Origin of the sequence: Synechococcus sp. GEYO (genome assembly GCF_900473955.1) — a bacterium.
Classification (GTDB): Bacteria; Cyanobacteriota; Cyanobacteriia; order PCC-6307; family Cyanobiaceae; genus Synechococcus_C.
In genome coordinates, this window is the sequence record NZ_UCNL01000003.1 from 1 (window position 1) to 19667 (window position 19667).

18 protein-coding genes and 1 pseudogene are annotated in these 19667 nt (G+C 57.5%); 10 read left to right on the plus strand and 9 right to left on the minus strand.

Annotation, left to right across the window (positions count from 1 at the left end; all coding sequences use genetic code 11):
• Both DXY37_RS00900 and DXY37_RS00905 read right to left on the minus strand, forming a co-directional pair.
• Window positions 1-440, minus strand: a pseudogene (locus DXY37_RS00900) (photosystem II q(b) protein); the annotation flags it as partial.
• A 198-nt stretch (window positions 441-638) separates the two neighbouring features.
• Window positions 639-2000: a YcjF family protein gene (locus DXY37_RS00905; protein WP_115124947.1), complete on the minus strand. Its 1362-nt coding sequence runs from the start codon at window positions 1998-2000 to the stop codon at window positions 639-641.
• Between the two features lie 234 nt (window positions 2001-2234).
• Here DXY37_RS00905 and DXY37_RS00910 point away from each other — a divergent pair, with 234 nt between their 5' ends.
• The 3 genes from DXY37_RS00910 (at window position 2235) to DXY37_RS00920 (ending at window position 4745) form a co-directional block, all read left to right on the plus strand.
• Window positions 2235-2765, plus strand: a complete 531-nt coding sequence (locus DXY37_RS00910; protein WP_115124948.1) for a hypothetical protein — start codon at window positions 2235-2237, stop codon at window positions 2763-2765.
• Window positions 2766-2768: 3 nt separating this feature from the next.
• Entirely contained in the window at window positions 2769-3782 is a 1014-nt protein-coding gene (gene trpS, locus DXY37_RS00915; protein WP_115124949.1) for a tryptophan--tRNA ligase, read from the plus strand.
• A 345-nt stretch (window positions 3783-4127) separates the two neighbouring features.
• Window positions 4128-4745, plus strand: a complete 618-nt coding sequence (locus DXY37_RS00920) for a glycoside hydrolase family 104 protein (RefSeq protein WP_244276762.1) — start codon at window positions 4128-4130, stop codon at window positions 4743-4745.
• A gap of 63 nt (window positions 4746-4808) precedes the next feature.
• Here DXY37_RS00920 and DXY37_RS00925 read toward each other — a convergent pair whose 3' ends face one another.
• Window positions 4809-5120 (minus strand): DUF2605 family protein, encoded by a 312-nt coding sequence (locus DXY37_RS00925; RefSeq protein ID WP_115124950.1) that lies wholly within the window; start codon window positions 5118-5120, stop codon window positions 4809-4811.
• A gap of 106 nt (window positions 5121-5226) precedes the next feature.
• Between DXY37_RS00925 and thrS the strand changes: the two genes are divergently transcribed.
• From thrS to DXY37_RS00960, 7 genes are all read left to right on the plus strand, one after another.
• Window positions 5227-7164 (plus strand): threonine--tRNA ligase, encoded by a 1938-nt coding sequence (gene thrS, locus DXY37_RS00930; protein ID WP_115124951.1) that lies wholly within the window; start codon window positions 5227-5229, stop codon window positions 7162-7164.
• The gene (locus DXY37_RS00935; RefSeq protein ID WP_115124952.1) at window positions 7161-7547 is read left to right on the plus strand and encodes a DUF1824 family protein; all 387 of its coding nucleotides are present in this window, start codon (window positions 7161-7163) and stop codon (window positions 7545-7547) included. The genes thrS and DXY37_RS00935 overlap by 4 nt, the downstream gene beginning before the upstream one ends.
• A 92-nt stretch (window positions 7548-7639) precedes the next feature.
• The gene (locus tag DXY37_RS00940; protein ID WP_115124953.1) at window positions 7640-8716 is read left to right on the plus strand and encodes a glucokinase; all 1077 of its coding nucleotides are present in this window, start codon (window positions 7640-7642) and stop codon (window positions 8714-8716) included.
• Window positions 8717-8730: 14 nt separating this feature from the next.
• Entirely contained in the window at window positions 8731-9678 is a 948-nt protein-coding gene (gene thrB / locus DXY37_RS00945) for a homoserine kinase (protein ID WP_115124954.1), read from the plus strand.
• Window positions 9679-9750: 72 nt separating this feature from the next.
• Complete coding sequence (locus DXY37_RS00950; protein WP_115124955.1) at window positions 9751-11322, plus strand: NAD(P)H-quinone oxidoreductase subunit 4; 1572 nt, start codon at window positions 9751-9753, stop codon at window positions 11320-11322.
• Between the two features lie 6 nt (window positions 11323-11328).
• Window positions 11329-13446, plus strand: a complete 2118-nt coding sequence (locus DXY37_RS00955) for a M3 family metallopeptidase (protein WP_115124956.1) — start codon at window positions 11329-11331, stop codon at window positions 13444-13446.
• A 19-nt stretch (window positions 13447-13465) separates the two neighbouring features.
• Window positions 13466-14935 (plus strand): ArgR family transcriptional regulator, encoded by a 1470-nt coding sequence (locus tag DXY37_RS00960; RefSeq protein ID WP_115124957.1) that lies wholly within the window; start codon window positions 13466-13468, stop codon window positions 14933-14935.
• On the opposite strand, the gene DXY37_RS00965 is transcribed toward DXY37_RS00960, so the two are convergent.
• The 6 genes from DXY37_RS00965 to DXY37_RS00990 form a co-directional block, all read right to left on the minus strand.
• Window positions 14907-16034: an alpha/beta hydrolase gene (locus tag DXY37_RS00965; RefSeq protein ID WP_115124958.1), complete on the minus strand. Its 1128-nt coding sequence runs from the start codon at window positions 16032-16034 to the stop codon at window positions 14907-14909. The two genes, DXY37_RS00960 and DXY37_RS00965, sit on opposite strands and share 29 nt — an antisense overlap.
• Window positions 16031-16582, minus strand: a complete 552-nt coding sequence (locus DXY37_RS00970; protein WP_115124959.1) for a hypothetical protein — start codon at window positions 16580-16582, stop codon at window positions 16031-16033. The genes DXY37_RS00965 and DXY37_RS00970 overlap by 4 nt, the downstream gene beginning before the upstream one ends.
• A gap of 5 nt (window positions 16583-16587) precedes the next feature.
• Window positions 16588-17283, minus strand: a complete 696-nt coding sequence (locus DXY37_RS00975) for a DUF6629 family protein (protein WP_115124960.1) — start codon at window positions 17281-17283, stop codon at window positions 16588-16590.
• Window positions 17284-17352: 69 nt separating this feature from the next.
• Complete coding sequence (locus tag DXY37_RS00980; RefSeq protein WP_115125155.1) at window positions 17353-17967, minus strand: triacylglycerol lipase; 615 nt, start codon at window positions 17965-17967, stop codon at window positions 17353-17355.
• A gap of 4 nt (window positions 17968-17971) precedes the next feature.
• Complete coding sequence (gene folB / locus DXY37_RS00985; protein WP_170951733.1) at window positions 17972-18352, minus strand: dihydroneopterin aldolase; 381 nt, start codon at window positions 18350-18352, stop codon at window positions 17972-17974.
• Complete coding sequence (locus tag DXY37_RS00990) at window positions 18349-19665, minus strand: glutamate-5-semialdehyde dehydrogenase (RefSeq protein WP_115124961.1); 1317 nt, start codon at window positions 19663-19665, stop codon at window positions 18349-18351. The genes folB and DXY37_RS00990 overlap by 4 nt, the downstream gene beginning before the upstream one ends.
• Window positions 19666-19667: the final 2 nt, after the last annotated feature.

A 19667-nucleotide genomic window follows, 5' to 3' on the forward strand; every position in this document is an offset into this window, starting at 1 on the left:
CTGTAAGCAACGCAGATCCAGGGGCGCATGCCGAGGCGGTAGGAGAGTTCCCACTGACGCCCCATGTAGGCGGAGATGCCGATCAGGAAGTGGAAGACAACCAGCTGGTAAGGACCGCCGTTGTAAAGCCACTCATCAAGAGAAGCAGCTTCCCAGATGGGATAGAAGTGAAGGCCGATGGCATTCGAGGAGGGAACAACAGCACCAGAGATGATGTTGTTGCCGTAGATCAGGGAGCCAGCAACGGGCTCACGGATGCCGTCGATATCGACCGCGGGAGCAGCGATGAAGGCGATGATGAAGCAGACGGTGGCTGCTAGCAGACAGGGAATCATCAGCACACCGAACCAACCCACATAGATGCGGTTATTGGTGTCGGTGACCCACTGACAGAAATTTTCCCAACTGCCGCGGCGCCCGCTGCGGATTGCAGTAGCCATGAAAGGAATGAGAACGGATTTGAACCAGGCCTTCCAATTGGTCGGACAAGATTCGAACCAAGGCTATGGACATGTCGACAGATGACCTGGCAATCACATCATTCGAGTCAACTCGCAGCATTCATTCATGACTTCTTCATGAAGCCTTCATGAAGAAGTCTGAAGCGATTCAGGTCGAACCGATTGAGGTCGCCCAAATCATGCAGGGGTGCAGCTGTTGCGTTCCTGAATCCATTCACGGGCCTGCTGGGCGAACCCAGCGAGGTTGAGGCGCTCCTGCTCTGCAGCACGTGCCACCAGCAGCGGAGCCTGTCGCTTCAGCTCCTCCAGATCGGGCTCAGCGACGCCGGCATTCAGAGCCATCCAGTCGGCCATGGAAACGCCCACCACGCGGGTGAGGTAAGCAGCACTCAATCCCTGCATGGCACCTGCGGCGATCCAGCTGGCCCCATCAAGCTTGGCCAGCCCAAGCAGCGCCTGGCCGCTCAACTCCACAACACCCTGCGCCAGAGCGGCGCTGCCCAGCTGCCGGGCGACCACCTGCAGCACCTCGGAACTCCAAGGACAGCTCCAGATCGTGGCCATCTCCTTCACCATCAAGCCATTGCCCACGGCAACAGCCAACAGATCAACAGAAGGAACCGGTGAAGCGATGACAACGCCAGCGACAATCCACTGACTGCGCTGCAGCAGCAGGCGGAATCTCTCTCTTCGCAGCGTTTCAAGATCAGCTTGCCAGCGCCGATGCAGGTTGATGAGCAAGCGTTGACGGGTGCCCTCTCGAACCCGTTCCGCACGCATCAGCTGTTGACGAACAGGCTGGAGCACACCTCGCAATTCGATGGCTTCACCAGACCAAGGAAGCAGGCACTGGTGCCATCGCTCCGGCAATTGACAGCGCAAAGCCTCCAGATGGTCTTCAGCAGACCTGTCAACTGAGGAGCGCAGCAGGAGCCAAACAGGGCGATCCGCAGGCAGCTGGTCCAACCAGAGCAGGTCCGCAGCACGCAGAGGCAGGGGCAGCACATGAAGCAGCACATCCAGCTCCTGCAGATCATCAGGCCAGCTCCAAGAAGTGGATGTCACCGGCAGGGGATTCGCCAGGCAGAGATCGAGCGAGGCCGCGCCCACCAACGCTTGCTGCAACTGCACCGTGGCGGGCACACCGGATCCCTCAGTGGCCACCACACCCACGCTGAGCGGGACATCAAAGCCTTCGATGCGCCGCAACTCCTTTTCCCGGGGAGCACGCAATCCCTGCAGTTCCAGCACCACCTCAAGCTCCTCGAACTGATTCAGCACCAGCTCGCAGCGCTCAATCCAACCTTTGAAGGATGCCGGCTCACGAAAACGGGGTTGCTTTGGAGGCCTGGACAACCACCACAGGCCTGCAACAGCAGCAACACCCAGCCCACCCCCAGGTACATGCACCACATCCGACAGCAGCCACTGACCGGTTCCGATCACGCCGACAGACAGCAGGACTCGCCTGATCACACCGGACGTCATGGTTCCATCACCCAGTGATAGGGAGCGGATCAATTGGACCGGGAACTGCACTGAGATCCTCCAGATCTGGCCTTCTTAGCTCACCTCCAGTGATACAGCCCAGAGAATCCGCCGCCTGCAATCGATCAACAAGTCGACTTGCCTCGCTCACAGGAAACCGGCAAAGGGGGGCGAGCCGCTGGTGTCGACCGCAGGTGATCAGGTCAAAGCTGTTGGAAACAAATCAGGTCACTGTCAGAAGAGCGGTGATGCGTCACACTTGCGCCTGACTCCAGGCCCCAGGCCATGACTGATTCCTACAGCGATTCCCGCCACCAGGGCGGACAGGGTGACAACGGCCGCGATGGCGGTCGTGGAGGCCGCGGAGGACGCGGCCAGGGCAACCGTGAGGGCGGTGGCTTCAGAATCAGGCTGAGCGACAACGAAATGCGCTCCGCACGTGCTCTGCAGGAGGCCTTAAATCTCCGCTCAACCGTTGCGGTGCTCGGCTTTGCAGTGCGCACACTCGGCCAGATGCTGGAAGAGGGGAAGCTGGAAGAACTGGTGGCAGCGCAACGCGCCCAGGGCAACCAGGGCAACCGAGGCGGTGGCCGGCGTGATGATGACCGTGGCGGACGCCGTGACAATCGCGGAGACGGTGGTCGCGGATCAAGACCGGATCCCTTCGCGCGCCCTGCCAAACCCCAGCCCCCCGCTCCAGAGCCCGAGCCTGAAGAACCTGCCGAAACAGCAGAGGCTGCTGCTGAAGCCGACTCAACTCCTGAACAACCAACAGGAGATGACAGCGCAAACCAGGACAGCAAAACAGAGGCCTGATTGATGGGGCTGCCTCGTGTTCTTTCGGGCGTCCAGCCGACGGGCGCCCTTCATCTGGGCAACTGGCTGGGAGCGATCCGCAACTGGGTTGATCTTCAGAAGGATCACGACACGTTTTTCTGTGTCGTCGATCTCCATGCCATCACGGTTCCTCATGATCCGGATCGCTTGGCTCAGGACACCCTCAGCACTGCAGCGCTGTATCTGGCCTGTGGACTGGATCCCGAGCGCTCCACTGTTTTTGTTCAGAGCCAGGTAGCTGCCCACAGCGAGCTCTGCTGGCTACTGAACTGCGTCACGCCTCTGAATTGGCTGGAACGGATGATCCAGTTCAAGGAAAAGGCGGTCAAGCAAGGCGACAACGTGTCGGTGGGCTTACTCGATTACCCCGTGCTGATGGCCGCCGACATCCTTTTATATGACGCAGACCTGGTTCCGGTCGGCGAAGACCAGAAGCAGCACCTGGAACTGGCCCGCGACATCGCACAACAGCGCATCAATGCCCGCTTCGGAAAAGCTGAGACCCCCGTACTCAAGGTTCCCAAGCCACTGATCCTCAAGGAGGGCGCCAGGGTCATGAGCCTGACGGATGGCCGCAGCAAAATGAGCAAGAGCGATCCCAATGAAGGCAGTCGCATCACCCTGCTGGACCCTCCGGAGCTGATTGCCAAAAAAGTCAAACGGGCCAAAACAGACCCTGAGCGTGGCCTGGAATTTGACAATCCCGACCGTCCCGAAACCGACAACCTGCTGGGGCTCTACGCCATTCTCAGCGGCAAGGGGCGCGATGTCGTCGCCAAGGAGTGCACCGAGATGGGTTGGGGGCAGTTCAAACCCCTGCTGGCGGAAGCCACGATTGCCGCTCTTGAACCGATTCAGGAGCGCTACCGCTTACTGATGGACGACCGCGCCCAGCTGGAAACGGTCCTGCAAAAAGGACGCGAACGGGCCAGCGCCGTGGCTGACTCCACGGTCAGACGAACGCGGGATGCCATGGGATTCCTCAGCGCCAGCTGATCAGTCCCAAAGCAATTAAAAAGCTTTGCTAATACTTAAAGCTCGATGAGAGCATCCAGCGCATCAAAGAGCACTCAGGCAAGGGGTTGCACGCCACCAGGCCGGTCTCGCGAGTCCAGCGCCGAGATCTGGCTGAGTTTTTCTGCCTAGGCATATCAACGGCAACGCGTCAAGAGAGCGCATGGGGTCCTCGCCATCAAGCCATGCCATTGACGAGGGTGGCGACTCCTTTGTTCGGAGTTATCTCGGTTGCTGCATCGATTCACTCACCGGATCCAGCCCATTGGCCAGGCCGCGCCAAAGGTCCTCGGCCTTTGCGCCATCAGCGTCGGGCTGGCGCTTTCCGTGGGACAGAGCCTGCAGGCCGAGCGCTCTAGCGAACGCAATCAGCACAACCGGATGGTGGCTGAGGCTCTGAAGCCGCAGCGATCGCTGAACACCACGAGCGACAACATCAGCGCAGCGACCCTCTCCGGCCAACCCGCAGCGCATTACGCCATCACACCTGAACGTCGCGCACTGCTCAACACAATCCGCTTTGCAGAAGGCACCTGGAAGGACGGCAAGGATCAGGGCTACCGCATCCTTTATGGAGGAGGTCAGTTTCAAGACCTCTCCCGCCACCCTGAACGTGTTGTGGTGAAGCGCTATTCCAGTGCCGCAGCAGGGGCCTATCAGTTCTTGCCAACCACCTGGCAGGAGGTGGCCAACAGGCTCGACCTGCCCAGCTTCGCCCCAGAGCATCAAGACCAAGCAGCGCTGCATCTCGTCGAAAAGCGTGGCGCCTTGAAGGAGATTGACCGCAATGGTCTCACCAAAGCGGCAATGAATCGGCTCGCCCCGGAATGGGCTTCCTTTCCGACCCATGCCGGCCAAAGCGCCTATGGACAGCCCGTAAAAAGCCATGCCGAGCTGGTGGCGTTCTACATGACCAATCTGAGTCAGCTGCGCCAAAGCACCTGATAGCCAACCATCAATGATTCCGGGCTGCCCCAAAAGCTGCCCAGACAGCTCAAGCCCTGCGGCTCATCCAGAAGACCGCGAGACACGCGCCGAGAGAGCCCAAACCTCCATGACCAGTTGATGCCAGGGAGCCATCGCCTGCATCGAGACAGCGACCGGTTCAGAGGAGGCCTGCAAGAGAGAGCGTGTCGCCGCGATCGAACGTTTTCCGTTGGCAAGACGTTCAGCCAACTCAAGACGATCACCTGACGACAGGACGCCGTCAGGACATTGCTCAAGTATTACTTGCCCCCTGGTAAACCAGTGGTCGAAATCAGCTAGCAACGAAGCAAGAAGTGACGCGAGCAAGTCACCACCTTCAAGTTCAGAGGGCAAGTGAAACGAGCCTCGCTTTTTTGCGAGCGTACATCCACGAATAGGATGTCCGTGGCTTGCCAGCTGTGGCAGTAGCCATCGATCAGATCTCAGGACTCACGCCTCCATGCCCGTCGTCACCCTTCCAAACGGAACCACTAAAAGTTTTGACGGGCCAGTCACCATTGCAGATGTCGCTGCATCCATCGGACCCGGGCTTGCCAAGGCAGCTCTCGCAGGAGTGGTCGATGGTGAATCCTTGGATATGGCCATGCCAATCGATAAGGATGTTGATCTGCGCTTGTTAACAGCAAAAGATGCTGAAGGGATTGACATTATAAGACACTCTTTTGCTCACCTTGTAGGGCATGCAGTAAAACAGCTTTACCCGGAAGCACGGATGGCCATCGGCCCTGTCATTAAAGACGGATTTTATTATGATATTGCCTATGAAAAACCCTTCACTCCAGAAGATTTAGAAGCTATAGAGCAACGAATGAAAAAACTGATTGCCAAAGATTATGAGGTCAATGTTGAAGTTGTCAATCGCAATCAGGCAAAACAAGCATTCGAATCCAGAGAAGAACCCTACAAGCTGGAAATCGTTGAAGACATTCCCGACGGCGAAACAATCAAGCTCTACCATCACGAGGAATACACAGACATGTGTCGTGGTCCTCACGTCCCCAATACAAGGCACCTAAGACATTTCAAACTGATGAAAGTGTCTGGCGCTTATTGGCGAGGTGACTCCAATAACCAGATGCTTCAAAGAATCTACGGAACGGCATGGGGGACAGAAAAAGAACTGAAATCGCACTTAAAGCAACTCGAAGAAGCTGAAAAACGAGATCATCGACGCTTAGGCCGCCAGCTCTCGCTATTTCACATTCAAGACAATGCGCCTGGCATGGTCTTTTGGCATCCACCGGGGTGGGCGATCTACCAAAAGTTACAACAATATATCCGCAGGAGACTTCGGGAATCTGGCTACCAAGAAATCAGCACTCCACAAATTGTGGATAGAACATTGTGGGAAAAATCAGGGCACTGGGATAAATTCAAAGAGGACATGTTTACAACATCTTCTGAAAACAGAGACTACGCGGTCAAACCGATGAATTGCCCGTGTCATGTTCAAATCTTCAACCAGGGATTACGCAGCTATAAAGATTTACCAGTCAGGCTCTCTGAGTTTGGTTCATGTCACAGGAATGAACCATCAGGAACACTGCATGGGTTAATGAGAGTCAGGAACTTCGTTCAAGATGACGGACACATCTTCTGCTCAGAAGATCAGATTCAGTCAGAAGTATCAAGCTTCATCGACCTTGTCTTTGACGTCTACAAAACACTTGGCTTTGAAAAAATTTCGATTAAACTATCAACCCGTCCTGAGAAGAGAGTAGGCAGCGATGAAGTCTGGGACAAATCTGAAAAGGCGCTACAAGACGCCTTAGAAAATAAAAATCTGGAGTGGGAGCTATACCCTGGCGAAGGTGCTTTTTATGGGCCCAAGATTGAATTCTCTCTCCAAGACTGCCTAGGAAGAGTGTGGCAATGCGGAACAATTCAGGTTGATTTTTCGATGCCTGATCGACTCGATGCAAGCTTCATCGGGGAAGATGGATCTCGCCATACCCCAGTAATGCTGCACCGAGCTGTTCTCGGCAGCTTTGAACGTTTCATCGGAATTCTGATTGAAAACTACGCCGGCGAGTTCCCGTTCTGGCTTGCACCGGAGCAAATTAGAATTCTTCCAGTGAGCGACGACGCAAGAGGCTTTTCCGAAACAGTTCAGACTAAATTGCTCAGTCAAGGCATCTCTGCCACTGTGGATGAATCCGGAGAGCGCTTGGGCAAACTCATTCGTAATGGAGAAAAAGCCAAGATCCCAGTGCTTGCAGTGATTGGAGCTAAAGAAGCTGAAAACAATACCGTCAGCCTCAGAAGTCGAAAGAATGGCGACTTAGGAGAAATATCTGTTAACGAATTAATCAATTATTGCAATCAAGCCAATAACAATAAATCTGAAGTTGCTCTGGTTGCGGCAGTTCATTCATGAGACTGACTGACTTGAGTCGATTGAGAACTGCACCTGTTATCAATGCAGCGGAAAAGGCCTTAATTGTGCCTGAGCTTCAACAGCAGATGATTTTATATCGATGGTTTACCGCAGGAATCATGGCGTTAACGGCTGATCAGGCTGTTCGATCACTTCGCCAACTTGAACAACATCAAGCCTGGCCAGCTCATGAGCTGATTTCCGGTCCCGAACTTGATGGACCGGTTTATCTCAAAGCCAACCAGCAAACCTTGACTGCCAGATTGCGCATCGAGCACGGGTTAGGGGAAGGAATCCTGATCAGCGGTCACAGCAACGACAACACCGAGCCAAGCACCACATGGGGCCCCCTCCCGCTGGATTTCTTTGCATCCACTCCCTAGATCATTCGCCATCCGATGGCTGAGTCGATCCAATTGGTTGCCGAGTTGCAAGGCGAGCTCCAGCCTGAAGACAGCAGCCCTGATCCACACCCATGGCAGCCAAGACCTACCTGGCAGGAGATCTTGGAGGCACAAAGACACTCCTGAGCATCTATCGGGACATTGATGGGCAGCTGAATAAAGAGCACAGCCACCGCTACAGATCAGCGGATTGGCAAGACCTCGAATCGATGCTCAAGCATTTTGTGGAACAAGCGCCCACCGAGCTACCAAAACCGACGACCAGTTGTATTGCGGTTGCCGGGCCTGTGCATCAGGGCATCGCAAAGCTCACCAATCTGCCCTGGCAGATGAGTGAAACATCCTTATCCGCTGCAACGGGATTGGAACGGCTTGAGCTGGTCAACGACTTCGCTGTCTTGATCCATGGGCTATCCCATTTCAATGATCAGCAACAGGTAGTTCTGCAGATGGGATGCAACCGATCTACACCTGCACCTGCCGGTGCTGAAAACGGGCCCGTTGCCATCCTTGGTGCGGGAACCGGCCTCGGAATGGCGCGCGGACTGCCCGCAGCTGGCGGATGGCTGGCCATACCAAGCGAAGGTGGCCATCGTGAATTTGCACCGCGCAGCGAAGAGGAATGGGAACTGGCTCAGTGGCTGAAGCGGGACCTTGGACTGCAACGGTTATCTATCGAGCGGATTGTCAGTGGCACCGGACTCGGACATGTCATGAATTGGCTGCTTCACCGCCAGACCGGAATTCAGCATGGTCTGAAGGCTCAGGCCCAGGCATGGCGCGCCATGCCTGCCGATCACCCCGATTATCCGGATCTCCCGGCCTTGACTGGCAAAGCAGCCGCAGAGGGTGACGACCTTGCCGGCAAAGCACTGAAACTCTGGCTTGGAGCCTATGGATCTGCTGCAGGAGACCTGGCCCTGCAGGAGCTCTGCATCGGAGGCCTCTGGATTGGAGGGGGAACGGCCGAGAAAAACATTGATGGCCTTTGCTCAACGCAGTTTCTGGAGCCCTTACGGTCCAAAGGACGGTTTCGTTCCCTGATCGAAGGATTGACCATCCGCGCGGTCATCGATCCGGAGGCGGGATTGTTTAGCGCGGCTTGCCGCGCACGTGATCTCGTGGAGTCGGGTGGGACACTGGCCTGAGTAGAGCAGCAGGGATGGCGCAGCCGCGAATAGGCCAGACCGTCGTGGTGGATGTACCAGCCACCACCGCCAACATGGGGCCAGGCTTTGACTGCCTTGGCGCCGCCCTCGATCTCAACAATCGCTTCACGATGCGACGCATCGAGGGACATGGAGAGCGTTTTGAGCTGATCATCGAAGGGCAAGAGGGATCTCACCTGCGGGGCGGCGCTGAAAATCTTGTCTACCGAGCGGCTCAGCGCGTTTGGAAAGCTGCTGGTGAAGAACCGGTCGCTCTTGAGGCAAGGGTGCGTCTTGCAGTGCCTCCGGCCAGAGGACTAGGCAGCAGTGCCACAGCAATCGTGGCGGGGCTTGTGGGAGCCAACGCGCTGGTGGGCGAACCTCTGAGTCGGGAGAAACTGCTGGAGCTCGCCATCGATATCGAAGGGCATCCAGACAACGTCGTGCCGTCGCTGTTGGGGGGCCTCTGCATGACAGCCAAGGCGGCCTCTCAACGCTGGCGGGTTGTGCGCTGCGAATGGATGAACAGCGTGAAGGCCGTTGTGGCGATTCCGGCGATACGGCTGAGCACCAGTGAAGCGCGTCGCGCCATGCCCAAGGCTGTGCCTGTGAGCGATGCGGTGGTCAACCTGGGTGCACTCACACTTCTGCTCCAGGGATTACGCACCGGCAACGGTGACCTGATCTCGGATGGGATGCACGACAGGCTGCATGAGCCCTATCGCTGGCGATTGATCAAGGGCGGACAGGAGGTCAAAGAAGCTGCAATCGCTGCAGGGGCATGGGGATGCGCCATCAGTGGTGCCGGTCCAAGCATCCTGGCCCTCTGTTGCGAAGAGAATGGTGCCGCCATCAGCCAGGCGATGGTGAGGGCATGGGAGTCTGTGGGTGTTGCCAGTCGCGCGCCGCTTCTAAGCCTCCAAACAGCTGGCAGTCACTGGCATCCCAAGGATACAGGCTGAGCTCAGAGCTGGGTAGAAGTACTCAGGAGAGGCCTCGGAGCTGATAAGTTCAATCACAATCTTGGGAGTTCCATGGACGCCAACCTGCCGCTGATGGCTGCGTCCGACGCAGGGTTCCCCTGGCTCTCGCTGATCGTGCTGCTTCCAGCGGCTGCAGCGCTGTTGATGCCGCTTCTCCCTGGAGAAGACCAGAACACCTCACCGATTCCACGCAATCTCACGATTGCCGTGCTGCTGGCGGATCTCGGTCTGATGATCGCTGCCTTCAGTCGTCACTACGACCCGCTGGATAGTCAGCTTCAGCTGGTGGAACGCGTCAGTTGGGTACCTGCGATCGGTCTGGAGTGGTCACTCGGAGCCGACGGTCTCTCAGCTCCACTCGTTGTGCTCAGTGGTCTGGTCACCCTGCTGACCGTGTGCGCCAGCTGGAACATCACCCATAAATCCAGGCTGTATTTCGCACTGCTGCTGGTGCAGGCCTCAGCCCAGGCCCTGGTGTTTCTCTCCCAGGACTTCCTGCTGTTCTTCCTGGCCTGGGAACTGGAACTAGTGCCGGTGTATTTGCTGATTGCCATCTGGGGCGGTCAGAACCGTCAGTACGCAGCTACCAAATTCATTCTCTATACAGCGCTGGCATCCCTTCTGATCCTGATCAGCGGCCTAGCCATTGCCAACTCCGGTGACAGCTTCACCCTGAACATGACGGAGATGGCTCAGCGCTCCCCAGGTGGCAGCTTCGGCCTGCTCTGCTATCTGGGCTTCCTCGTGGGTTTCGGCGTGAAATTGCCGATTTTCCCTTTGCATACCTGGCTTCCGGATGCCCACGGTGAAGCCAATGCTCCGGTCTCCATGTTGTTAGCCGGCGTTCTGCTCAAGATGGGCGGTTACGCGCTGCTGCGCTTCAACGTGCAGATGCTCCCGGAAGCCCATCTCGGACTGGCCCCGGCTCTGATCATCCTCGGGATCGTCAATATCGTCTACGGCGCTCTCAACGCCTTCGCCCAAGACAACGTGAAGCGCAGGATCGCTTGCAGCTCAGTCAGTCATATGGGCTTCGTGCTGGTTGGGATCGGCGCCGTCGATGCTCTCGGCCTGAGCGGAGCCATGCTTCAGATGATTAGCCATGGCCTCATCGCAGCAGCAATGTTCTTCGTCACGGGCTGCTTCTACGAGCGCACCAAGACCCTTTCGATCCCCAACATGGGAGGCCTGGCCAAAGCCTTACCGATCACATTCGCCTTTTTCCTTGCAAGCTCCCTAGCCTCACTGGCCCTACCTGGCATGAGCGGCTTCATCAGCGAGATCACAGTGTTCCTAGGCATCACCAGCCAGGAGAGTTTCACCACATTCTTCAGAGTCACCACCATCATTTTGGCGGCGATTGGGCTTGTTCTCACTCCCATCTATCTGCTGTCGATGTGCCGCAGAGTGTTTTTCGGGCCTCGAATTCCTGCCCTCGCCTTCGTGAAGGATATGCGCCCTCGGGAAGCGGCGATTGGGCTCACCTTGCTGGTTCCAACACTGGTGATTGGCTTCTGGCCTCGGATCGCCATGGATCTCTATGAGGCATCCACCGATGCCCTTGCTTCTGATCTAGCAAGTCACACCCTTGTTGCTGCCCGTGCCCTTCTCCCCACCGGCTGACCATCCATGAGCACCCCAGAACTGCTGCGCGGCGAGGGCCTTCCTCACTTCGAGGCCATTGACGCTGAGCAGGTCAACAACGAGATCCCTGCGCTACTGACCAGCCTGAACGATCAGCTGGAGACGCTGGAGACATCCCTGCAGCAGCGCCTCGCCGCGGCCTCACCTCTGGGCTGGGATGAGCTGATGCCGAGCCTGCATCAGCTTGGCGAACGTCTTCGCTGGAGCTGGGGCGTGGTGAGTCATCTCACAGGTGTTCGCAACACACCCGAGCTGCGTGAAGCCCATGCGAAACAGCAGCCCGAGGTGGTGCGCTTCAGCAACCGCCTCGGTCAGAGCCAGATTCTGCATGAAGCACTCAGCAGACTGAAGTCATCCCCTGCTGAACCCCTCGACAGCACCCAGCTCCGCATCCTCGATGCGGAGCTTCTCTCGATGCAGCATCGAGGAGTGGCCCTCAGAGGCAAAGAGCAATCTGATTTCAACCGTACGAGTGAACGGATGGCGGCTCTCTCCACCGGATTCAGCAACCATGTGCTCGACGCCACGCAGACCTGGAGCCTGGTGATTAAGGAGCGTGATCAGCTGAACGGTGTTCCCGAGAGAGCCCTGGAAATCCTTGCTGCCGCCGCCAAAGAAGCCGGTGATCTAGCCGCTGACGGTTCCGAAGCGAGCGCAACCGAAGGACCATGGCGACTGGGACTGGACATGCCGCGCTATATCCCGGTGATTACTCATGCCAAGGACCGAAGCCTGCGTGAGACCGTTTACAAAGCCCATGTGAGTCGCGCCAGCAGTGGCGATCTGGATAACGCGCCGCTGATCGAGGAGATCCTTCAGCTGCGGCGTGAACAGGCAATCCGACTGGGCTACGCCAACTGGGCTGAGCTCAGTCTAGCTTCCAAAATGGCTGATGATGTGCCCGCGGTGGAGTCGCTGCTGGAAGAGCTGAGAGCTTCAGCAATGCCAGTGGCTCAGAAGGAACTCCAGGAATTGGGTGAGTGTGCCCGAAGCCACGGTGCGGCCGAAGCCGATGCACTGGCCCCATGGGATGTGAGCCACTGGGCGGAGCAGCTCAGACGAGAACGTTTCGATCTCGATCAGGAAGCACTGCGACCCTGGTTTCCACTTCCCCAGGTGCTCGAGGGACTGTTCAGCCTCTGCGAACGCCTGTTCAGCATCCGCATTAAAGCCGCAGACGGCGAAGCACCGATTTGGAACGAGGATGTTCGCTTCTTCCGGGTCATGGACTGCAGCGGGGAAGACCTGGCGGCTTTTTATCTGGACCCTTTCAGCCGTCCCGCCAGCAAGCGCGGCGGTGCATGGATGGATGAGTGCCTAAGCCGTCAACGCAACGCCGATGGCGATCTCACCCTGCCGGTGGCCTACCTGATCTGCAACCAGACCCCCCCGGCCGGTGACACCCCCAGCCTGATGAGCTTCGAAGAGGTGGAAACCCTCTTCCATGAATTCGGTCATGGCCTTCAACACATGCTCACCACGGTTGAGCACCCGGAAGCCGCTGGCATCAACAACGTGGAATGGGACGCCGTTGAGCTTCCCAGCCAGTTCATGGAGAACTGGTGTCTGGATCGAAGCACCCTGATGGGCATGGCCCGTCATTGGCAGACCAGGGAACCGCTACCGGAGGAGGACTATCAGAAGCTGTGCTGTAGCCGTACCTTCATGCAGGGCAACGGCACGCTTCGGCAGGTCCATTTCGCTCTGACCGACCTGCGACTCCACAGCCAATGGACCCCAGAACTCAACATCAGCCCGGATGCATTCCGTCGCCGCATCTCTGAAACCACCAGCGTGCTGCAGCCCATTAAAGAAGACCGTTTCCTCTGCGCATTTGGCCACATCTTTGCCGGGGGTTATGCCGCTGGCTATTACTCCTACAAGTGGGCCGAGGTGCTCAGCGCCGATGCATTTGCAGCCTTTGAAGAAGTGGGCCTGGAGAAAGACGATGATGTCGCTGCAACTGGGGAACGTTTCCGCAACACCGTCCTCAGCCTGGGTGGGAGCCTGCGGCCTGCAGAGGTATTTCGGCGCTTCCGCGGCAGGGACGCCACCAGCGCAGCACTCATCCGACATACCGGTCTGGCGGTCAAGGCGTCCTGATCAGCTTGAGGCCTGAGCCTTGGCACACGATCTGCTCAGGTTGAGTGCAACCTGGGGCCAGTCTGCTGAAGATGGCACTGGCCTCGCTCCTCTGATCGAGCTGGAAGCCGCACTGGAACAGAGCAGCTTGCGGCGCGGCATCAGTCGTGAAGTGTTTATCAAGGAGCTGCTCAGCGACCTACACCATCAACGTTTGATCCCGCTGTTGATGATGCTTCCCAGGCGTTGGCGAGGGCAGAGCGCCAGCCTGCCGGAACATCTACGCAGCTTTGCAAGCCTGCTACAGGACAATCTGGTCAGCCCACTGCTGCTGGCAACCCTGGCCGATGACCTGCAGCACATATTGCCCGCAGTCTCCAAACCCTCAGCACTCGGTGCCCTTGATCGCTGGTGTCAGCGACAGATCTCCATCAGCGCTGAACAGACCCTCACACTGCCGCAGACGCTCGAAGCGCTGTGGTCAATGACGGTGGATGCATCCGAGGACTTGCCTGCAATCCAAGAGAAACCCCCTGGCACGCTGGCGAGAATCATTGCAATGGGCGGGGTTCTGACCTGGAGCAACCGAGGACTCTCCAATCTGCAGGCAGAACCTGAACGGCTTCGCAACCGTCTGCTGGCTCAGATCCTCAATGTGCTCGGGAGCAACCGACTGAACGGGGCAAGCCGTGCATCAGAACCATTCAGGTTCGAGAACGTCAGCAGCGGCCGTGAGCTGTTGGATCATCTGAACAGCAAGGGCTGGCTGTGTTGCGCTCGGATTCGCACGAGTGTGGCCAGTTTCGGCCTGGGCGCCAGCACCCGCATGGGTGAGCAATGGCTGCAGATCCCGCTGGCGGTGCCCTATCGGACCAGCCTTCTTGATGAAACTGGCGAAGAGATCCAGGCACTGATGCCCCATTCCTCCTTGGAAATGGAACTGCAGCCTCCCAGCGGCTCACCAATACTGTTGCAGTACTACCAGGGCGTTGAAGGATTGAACGGCTGGGCAGCCCTCAATGAGCTGCATCGTCCCTGGCAGAACGATCGGAACAATGGAACAGTCGCTTATCAAGCGACCGAACTCAGAGGCGCACAGCTGGGTGAGACCCTCAATCTCTGTGAGCTGATGGGGGCCGTGCACAACAGCGAAGCCCAGTTCAGCTCTCTCCATATGGGCGGATACGGAGTGCTGGGGTTCTGCATCGACTCGACAGCCCTGCTAGAGCAGGCCATCACGGGAACAACCCATCTGTTCCCACTGACGCTCGGAGACCTTTGGCGTCAGCGACTGCACCGCCAGTTGCAACAACAACTGGACGCTGGGCTGCAAGCGACAGACGACAGCGTGAACCGCTTCCGCCTCGCCCTGGACCAACTGCCCCAGGACCTCTTTCATGACAACCAGACACGACCTGAAGCCCATCGAAGGTTGAAAGCCAGCCAGCCACGACACAGCCCTTTCGAACTGGTTCGCGCTCTCAACGGGGAATTCTCAACGGAGGCCTGAGGGCAGAAAGCTCCAGTTCCTTGCAGATGGCCTCAACCACCGAGCTACGGAAAGCCGTGGAAAAGGGGCCGGAGGAGCCGTTGTGACTCATCCCCTCAATCATGTAGCGCTGCAGAGAATGATGCCGTTGCCAGCAATTCCAATTGGAGAGTGGCAGCAGGGGCAGACGACCGGGATAGGCGATCCGCCCCAGAGCCGCCACGGGGTCTCGACTACCCAGCACCATGGCCACATCATTGATGGACTCGAGCGCACCGTTGCCGCTGAAGACTCCACAGACCGTGATCACCTGAACCCTCACACGACAGAGCTGCTGGAGAATCTCAGCGATGCCGATCGCCATCTCTCCACCTCCGCTGTAACCAACGAGGACGATGCGGGACGCCTGATGAGGCATGAAGCCGATCGAATCGAGGCGACGGGCGATCTTCAATGCCAGCTCATAGTTCATCACCGGTCCATAACGTCGATCCGAGGAGATTCCGACCTTGATGACGTTGTTCGCCTGCACGCAGAAGGCGCAGATGAAACGAACCAGATCATTGGGGTGATGCTCCTGCAGAGCGAACAGCCGCTGCCAGAACCATCCGGCGAAGGTGGTCGTACGCAGTCCGACGTTGGTGATCGTGTAGGCCTCGATCCCTTTCACGAGCATAGTGTCATCCGTAATCGACTCCTGCAGACAGTCAAGAAATTCACTCACCCGCGGTGGATGACTCTCTTCGCTCTGATGGATTCCATCGAGGTAAACGACATAGTGACGATGCTGACCAGAACCCTCACGTTCTGAGGCAAATAGTTGCCGGGGGTCCGGAAGGCCATGCATCCAGCCTTCCCAGAACACGAAATCCACCATCACCGAATACACGCCGACCAGGGCGACCACCACGACCAGCACGCTTCCGAACCAGGTCAGAAGTTCCAGTAACGATTCGGGTTGCAACAGCGAGGCCGCATCCCTGCGGACGGCAGTCAGACCCAGCAGCCCGAGCATGGCAACACATACCAAGGCCACCACGAGCCAACGACGCACATGGCGAAGACGACGGCGCTGATGCTGAACAGCCGCGACTGTTTCTGTCGAAGCGGACCCTGTCATGGCGACGTCAGGGCTGAGACCTCTGTGGCAAGCATGGCGTAGCTAGTGCGCCAACGCTGGGCGAAGAGCAAGCCCACCAGGAGCAGTGCGAGCACGAAACCAGGGAGCGCCACCACCAAACTCGTCTCCAGGGGAATGTTGTAAACCGCCTGAAGCAGCAGCATCACATTGAGATGGATCCAGGCCAGCAAGGTCACTGCAATCAGATCACTGACGTAAGGAGCAGCTGCCAGCACATAAAACAAACCAGGCCACATGGCTGCACCCATGTGATTGGCAAAGGTGATCGGCTGTAGAGGGACACCTTCCAGAAGCATCAGCATCAAGCTGTGGCAAAGGATTCCCAGGAGAAAAGCCAGGCTGAGCACGAGCGCATCAACGATCATGTGCATCAGGATCTGCATCGGAGTCAGACGGTTAGCGAGCAACGCAAACAGATGCGAAGCGGACATCGACAATCCAACGCCGATCAGCAGACCAACACCAGAGTCCATGGCCAGCAGCAGCTGCCCCATCGACTCAAGAGATGCCAACAACTGGTCAGCCATTGGCCTCAAGCCTGACGCAGATGGGGACGATTAACGATCCAAATCACCATGATCGAAAGCACGGCGCAATAGAAGCACCAGACCGAATTGAAGGTTGCGCTGTACGTCGCCCACGTCAGGAAGATCGACACGAAGATCAGCACGCCGAACAATTTCACCGCCTTGTCTCTGACGGACAGAAGCGGCAAAACAATAAAGCCCCAATACACCAACTCACCGACAGGTTCAGTGTTGACAAAGTTGTGAAAGATGCTGCGCAGACTTGCAATGTCGTAGAGAAGTCGACCATTGCTGTGAACCGCTGGCTGAATCGCCGGCGGGTTGAAGAGCATGGGCAGATAGAACGCGATCCCGAGAACTGTGGCCACAATCGCAACCCATTTCAAGCGGCGTTGCAATCCCTTGGAGTCGGTACTGCGGCTAATCGACCACGCGCTCCACGGAATCCAGATCATCCAGAAGCAGTAGGCGAAGAAGAGAAAGCCGAGACCACCAATCGTTGCGAGAGGTTCGATGTTTCCGCCGTCGATGGCTGTCCACTCGAGGCCCTCGACAAATTGCTGAACACCGAAGAAGAACGGCACCAGGGCGAGAGGCTTGTAGTCAGGCCGCTCATGACGCGTGGCCAGATGATGCGAATAAAGACCTAAAGGAACGAGCACGGCGGATGCCGTGAAACTTGCCGAAGCCGAAAAACACATGCGCGGCAGGACATGGATGACACTCAAAGTGTGCCCATCAGTACAGAACATGTCACTGTCGTACGCCAATCAGTCACTCAGAAGCGTTCTCAGCAAAACATCAAGAGATTGGGGATGCGACATCAATTGCTGATGGGTGAAGACAGGAAGACTGCTCACGAGTCCACAAGGCAGATGGGCCTGCCATCCAGGGAAAACCATCAAATCCCAACGGCAGTAGTAACTGACGCAGTCCAATCTCTTGAGAACCTGAACATCATCATTGAGGGAACGCAACAGCGGACTGCCCCGTTTCATGTCGGCCAACCCGGCACAAAGCCACGAGGGAATCCACTGCGCCGTGACGGTACCCCGCTGCGGACTGCCAACACTCACAAAGCGACGGGTGCGTCGGGCACCGTCCAGCTGCTGCAGCCATACTCGCCCGATGATGCCGCCCATCGAAAAACCAAGCAGGTCCACCTCAACGTCGCTACCCCAGCGCTGACGGATGTGATCGTCGAGTTGTTCCGCCAGGGTGCGCAAGGGAACAGCGCCTAAGCGGTGCGGAAGATGGGGAACCAGAAGCGGAACCTCATGCTCCTCCAAGCGACGGACCAATCGACGAAACAGATGCGGCGTATCCCAGAGACCATGGACAAGAACCAGCGGTCTACGCAATTGAGAAGGCACCGTGATGGTCATCTCATCACGGCTTGCGGCGCCAGCGTTCAAGGCTCACCGTACCCGCGAAACCTGGGATCGGTGCATGACATTTGCTCAGCCAAAGATGCATCGGCAAAGCTCCATAGATCCCCTCAAGCTCCTCAAACATGCGCTCACTGAAATGTTCGATGGTGTAGCAGGTGATCTCGGCAGCAAGATGCTGCAAAGCCTGAACTCCCAAGCTGTAATCAGCGGTTGCCGCCAGCGAGTCAGCAGAGGCCGACTGACTCAGATCAAGATGCAGCTCCAGATCAACACGAAACCACTGACCGTGTTCACGCTCATGGTCAAGAACCCCCACATGGGCCCAAAGGCGAAGATTATCGACTCTGATGATGTCCAGAGGATGAGTGACGTTGCTCATCCCTCCAAGTCCACATGGCTGAAGCGACGTGCGCCCGAGGCATAGTCGGCAGCGGTATGGCCATCACCACGCAATCGATAGCGATAGGTCACCAACCCTTCCAAACCGACAGGTCCCCTTGGAGGCAGAGTCTGGGTCGAGATGCCCACTTCCGCGCCGAATCCGTAGCGGAAGCCGTCTGCGAAGCGAGTGGAACAGTTGTGATAGACACCGGCGCTATCGACTGAGCGCAGGAATCGCTCTGCAGTGGAGACGTTACGGGTTGCAATCGCCTCGGTATGACGCGAGCCGTAGCGACGGATGTGTTCAAGAGCTGCAGCGAGATCATCCACAACACGAACGGACAGAGTCAACGCCAAATATTCCGTGCTCCAGTCTGCGTCGGCCGCGGCTTCACTGATCCCGAGAGAGCAAGCGCCTGGATCACCGAGCAGCCGCACACCTTCGGCCTGGAAAGCGGGGATGGCCTTCTCCAGGAATATCTCGGCAATATCGGCATGAACCAGCAAAGTCTCCATTGCATTGCAGGCAGCCGGGTATTGCACTTTGCTGTCCAGGGCAATAGCCAAAGCCTGATCTGGGTCCGCCTCAGCATCCACATACAGATGACACACCCCATCGGCATGGCCGAGCACGGGAATACGGGTGTTGTCCTGAATGAAGCGCACCAGTTCGTTGCTGCCCCTGGGAATGATCAGATCCACCAATCCCTCAAGCCGCAGCAAAGCAAGACTGTCTTCACGGGTGGTGAGCAGAGCGAGGGCCTCGGGGGATACCGATGTGGCGACGAGGCCTTGCTGCAGCGCTGCCATCACCGCCTTGTTGGTGCACTCAGCTTCACGTCCTCCCTTGAGGATCGCCCCGTTACCTGAGCGGATGGCCAACGAAGCGATCTGAATCACAGCATCAGGACGGGCTTCGAAGATCACACCCACGACCCCGAGGGGAACGCTGACGCGTTCCAGCACAAGACCGTCATCCAGTTCCCGATGCAACTGGCGTCGACCGAGGGGGTCAGCAAGCTCTGCCAGCTGTCGAACCCCGGCAATCGCGCCTTCAAGCTTGACGTCATCGAGCTTGAGGCGGGCCATCAATGCCGGAGCCAAACCGTTTTGCTCAGCGTTCTTAAGGTCAACCTGGTTCGCGGTAACGATGGCGCCAGTGTTGGCACGGAGTGACTCCGCCATGGCCAGCAGCGCCTCCCGGCGCTGGTCATCGCTGGTCAGCCCCAGATCCGTAGCAGCACGGCGCAGGCCCGCCGCCAAAGACAGAAGCTCCGGGGAGGGGTCTGGAACGGCCTGCACGGGCAACATCT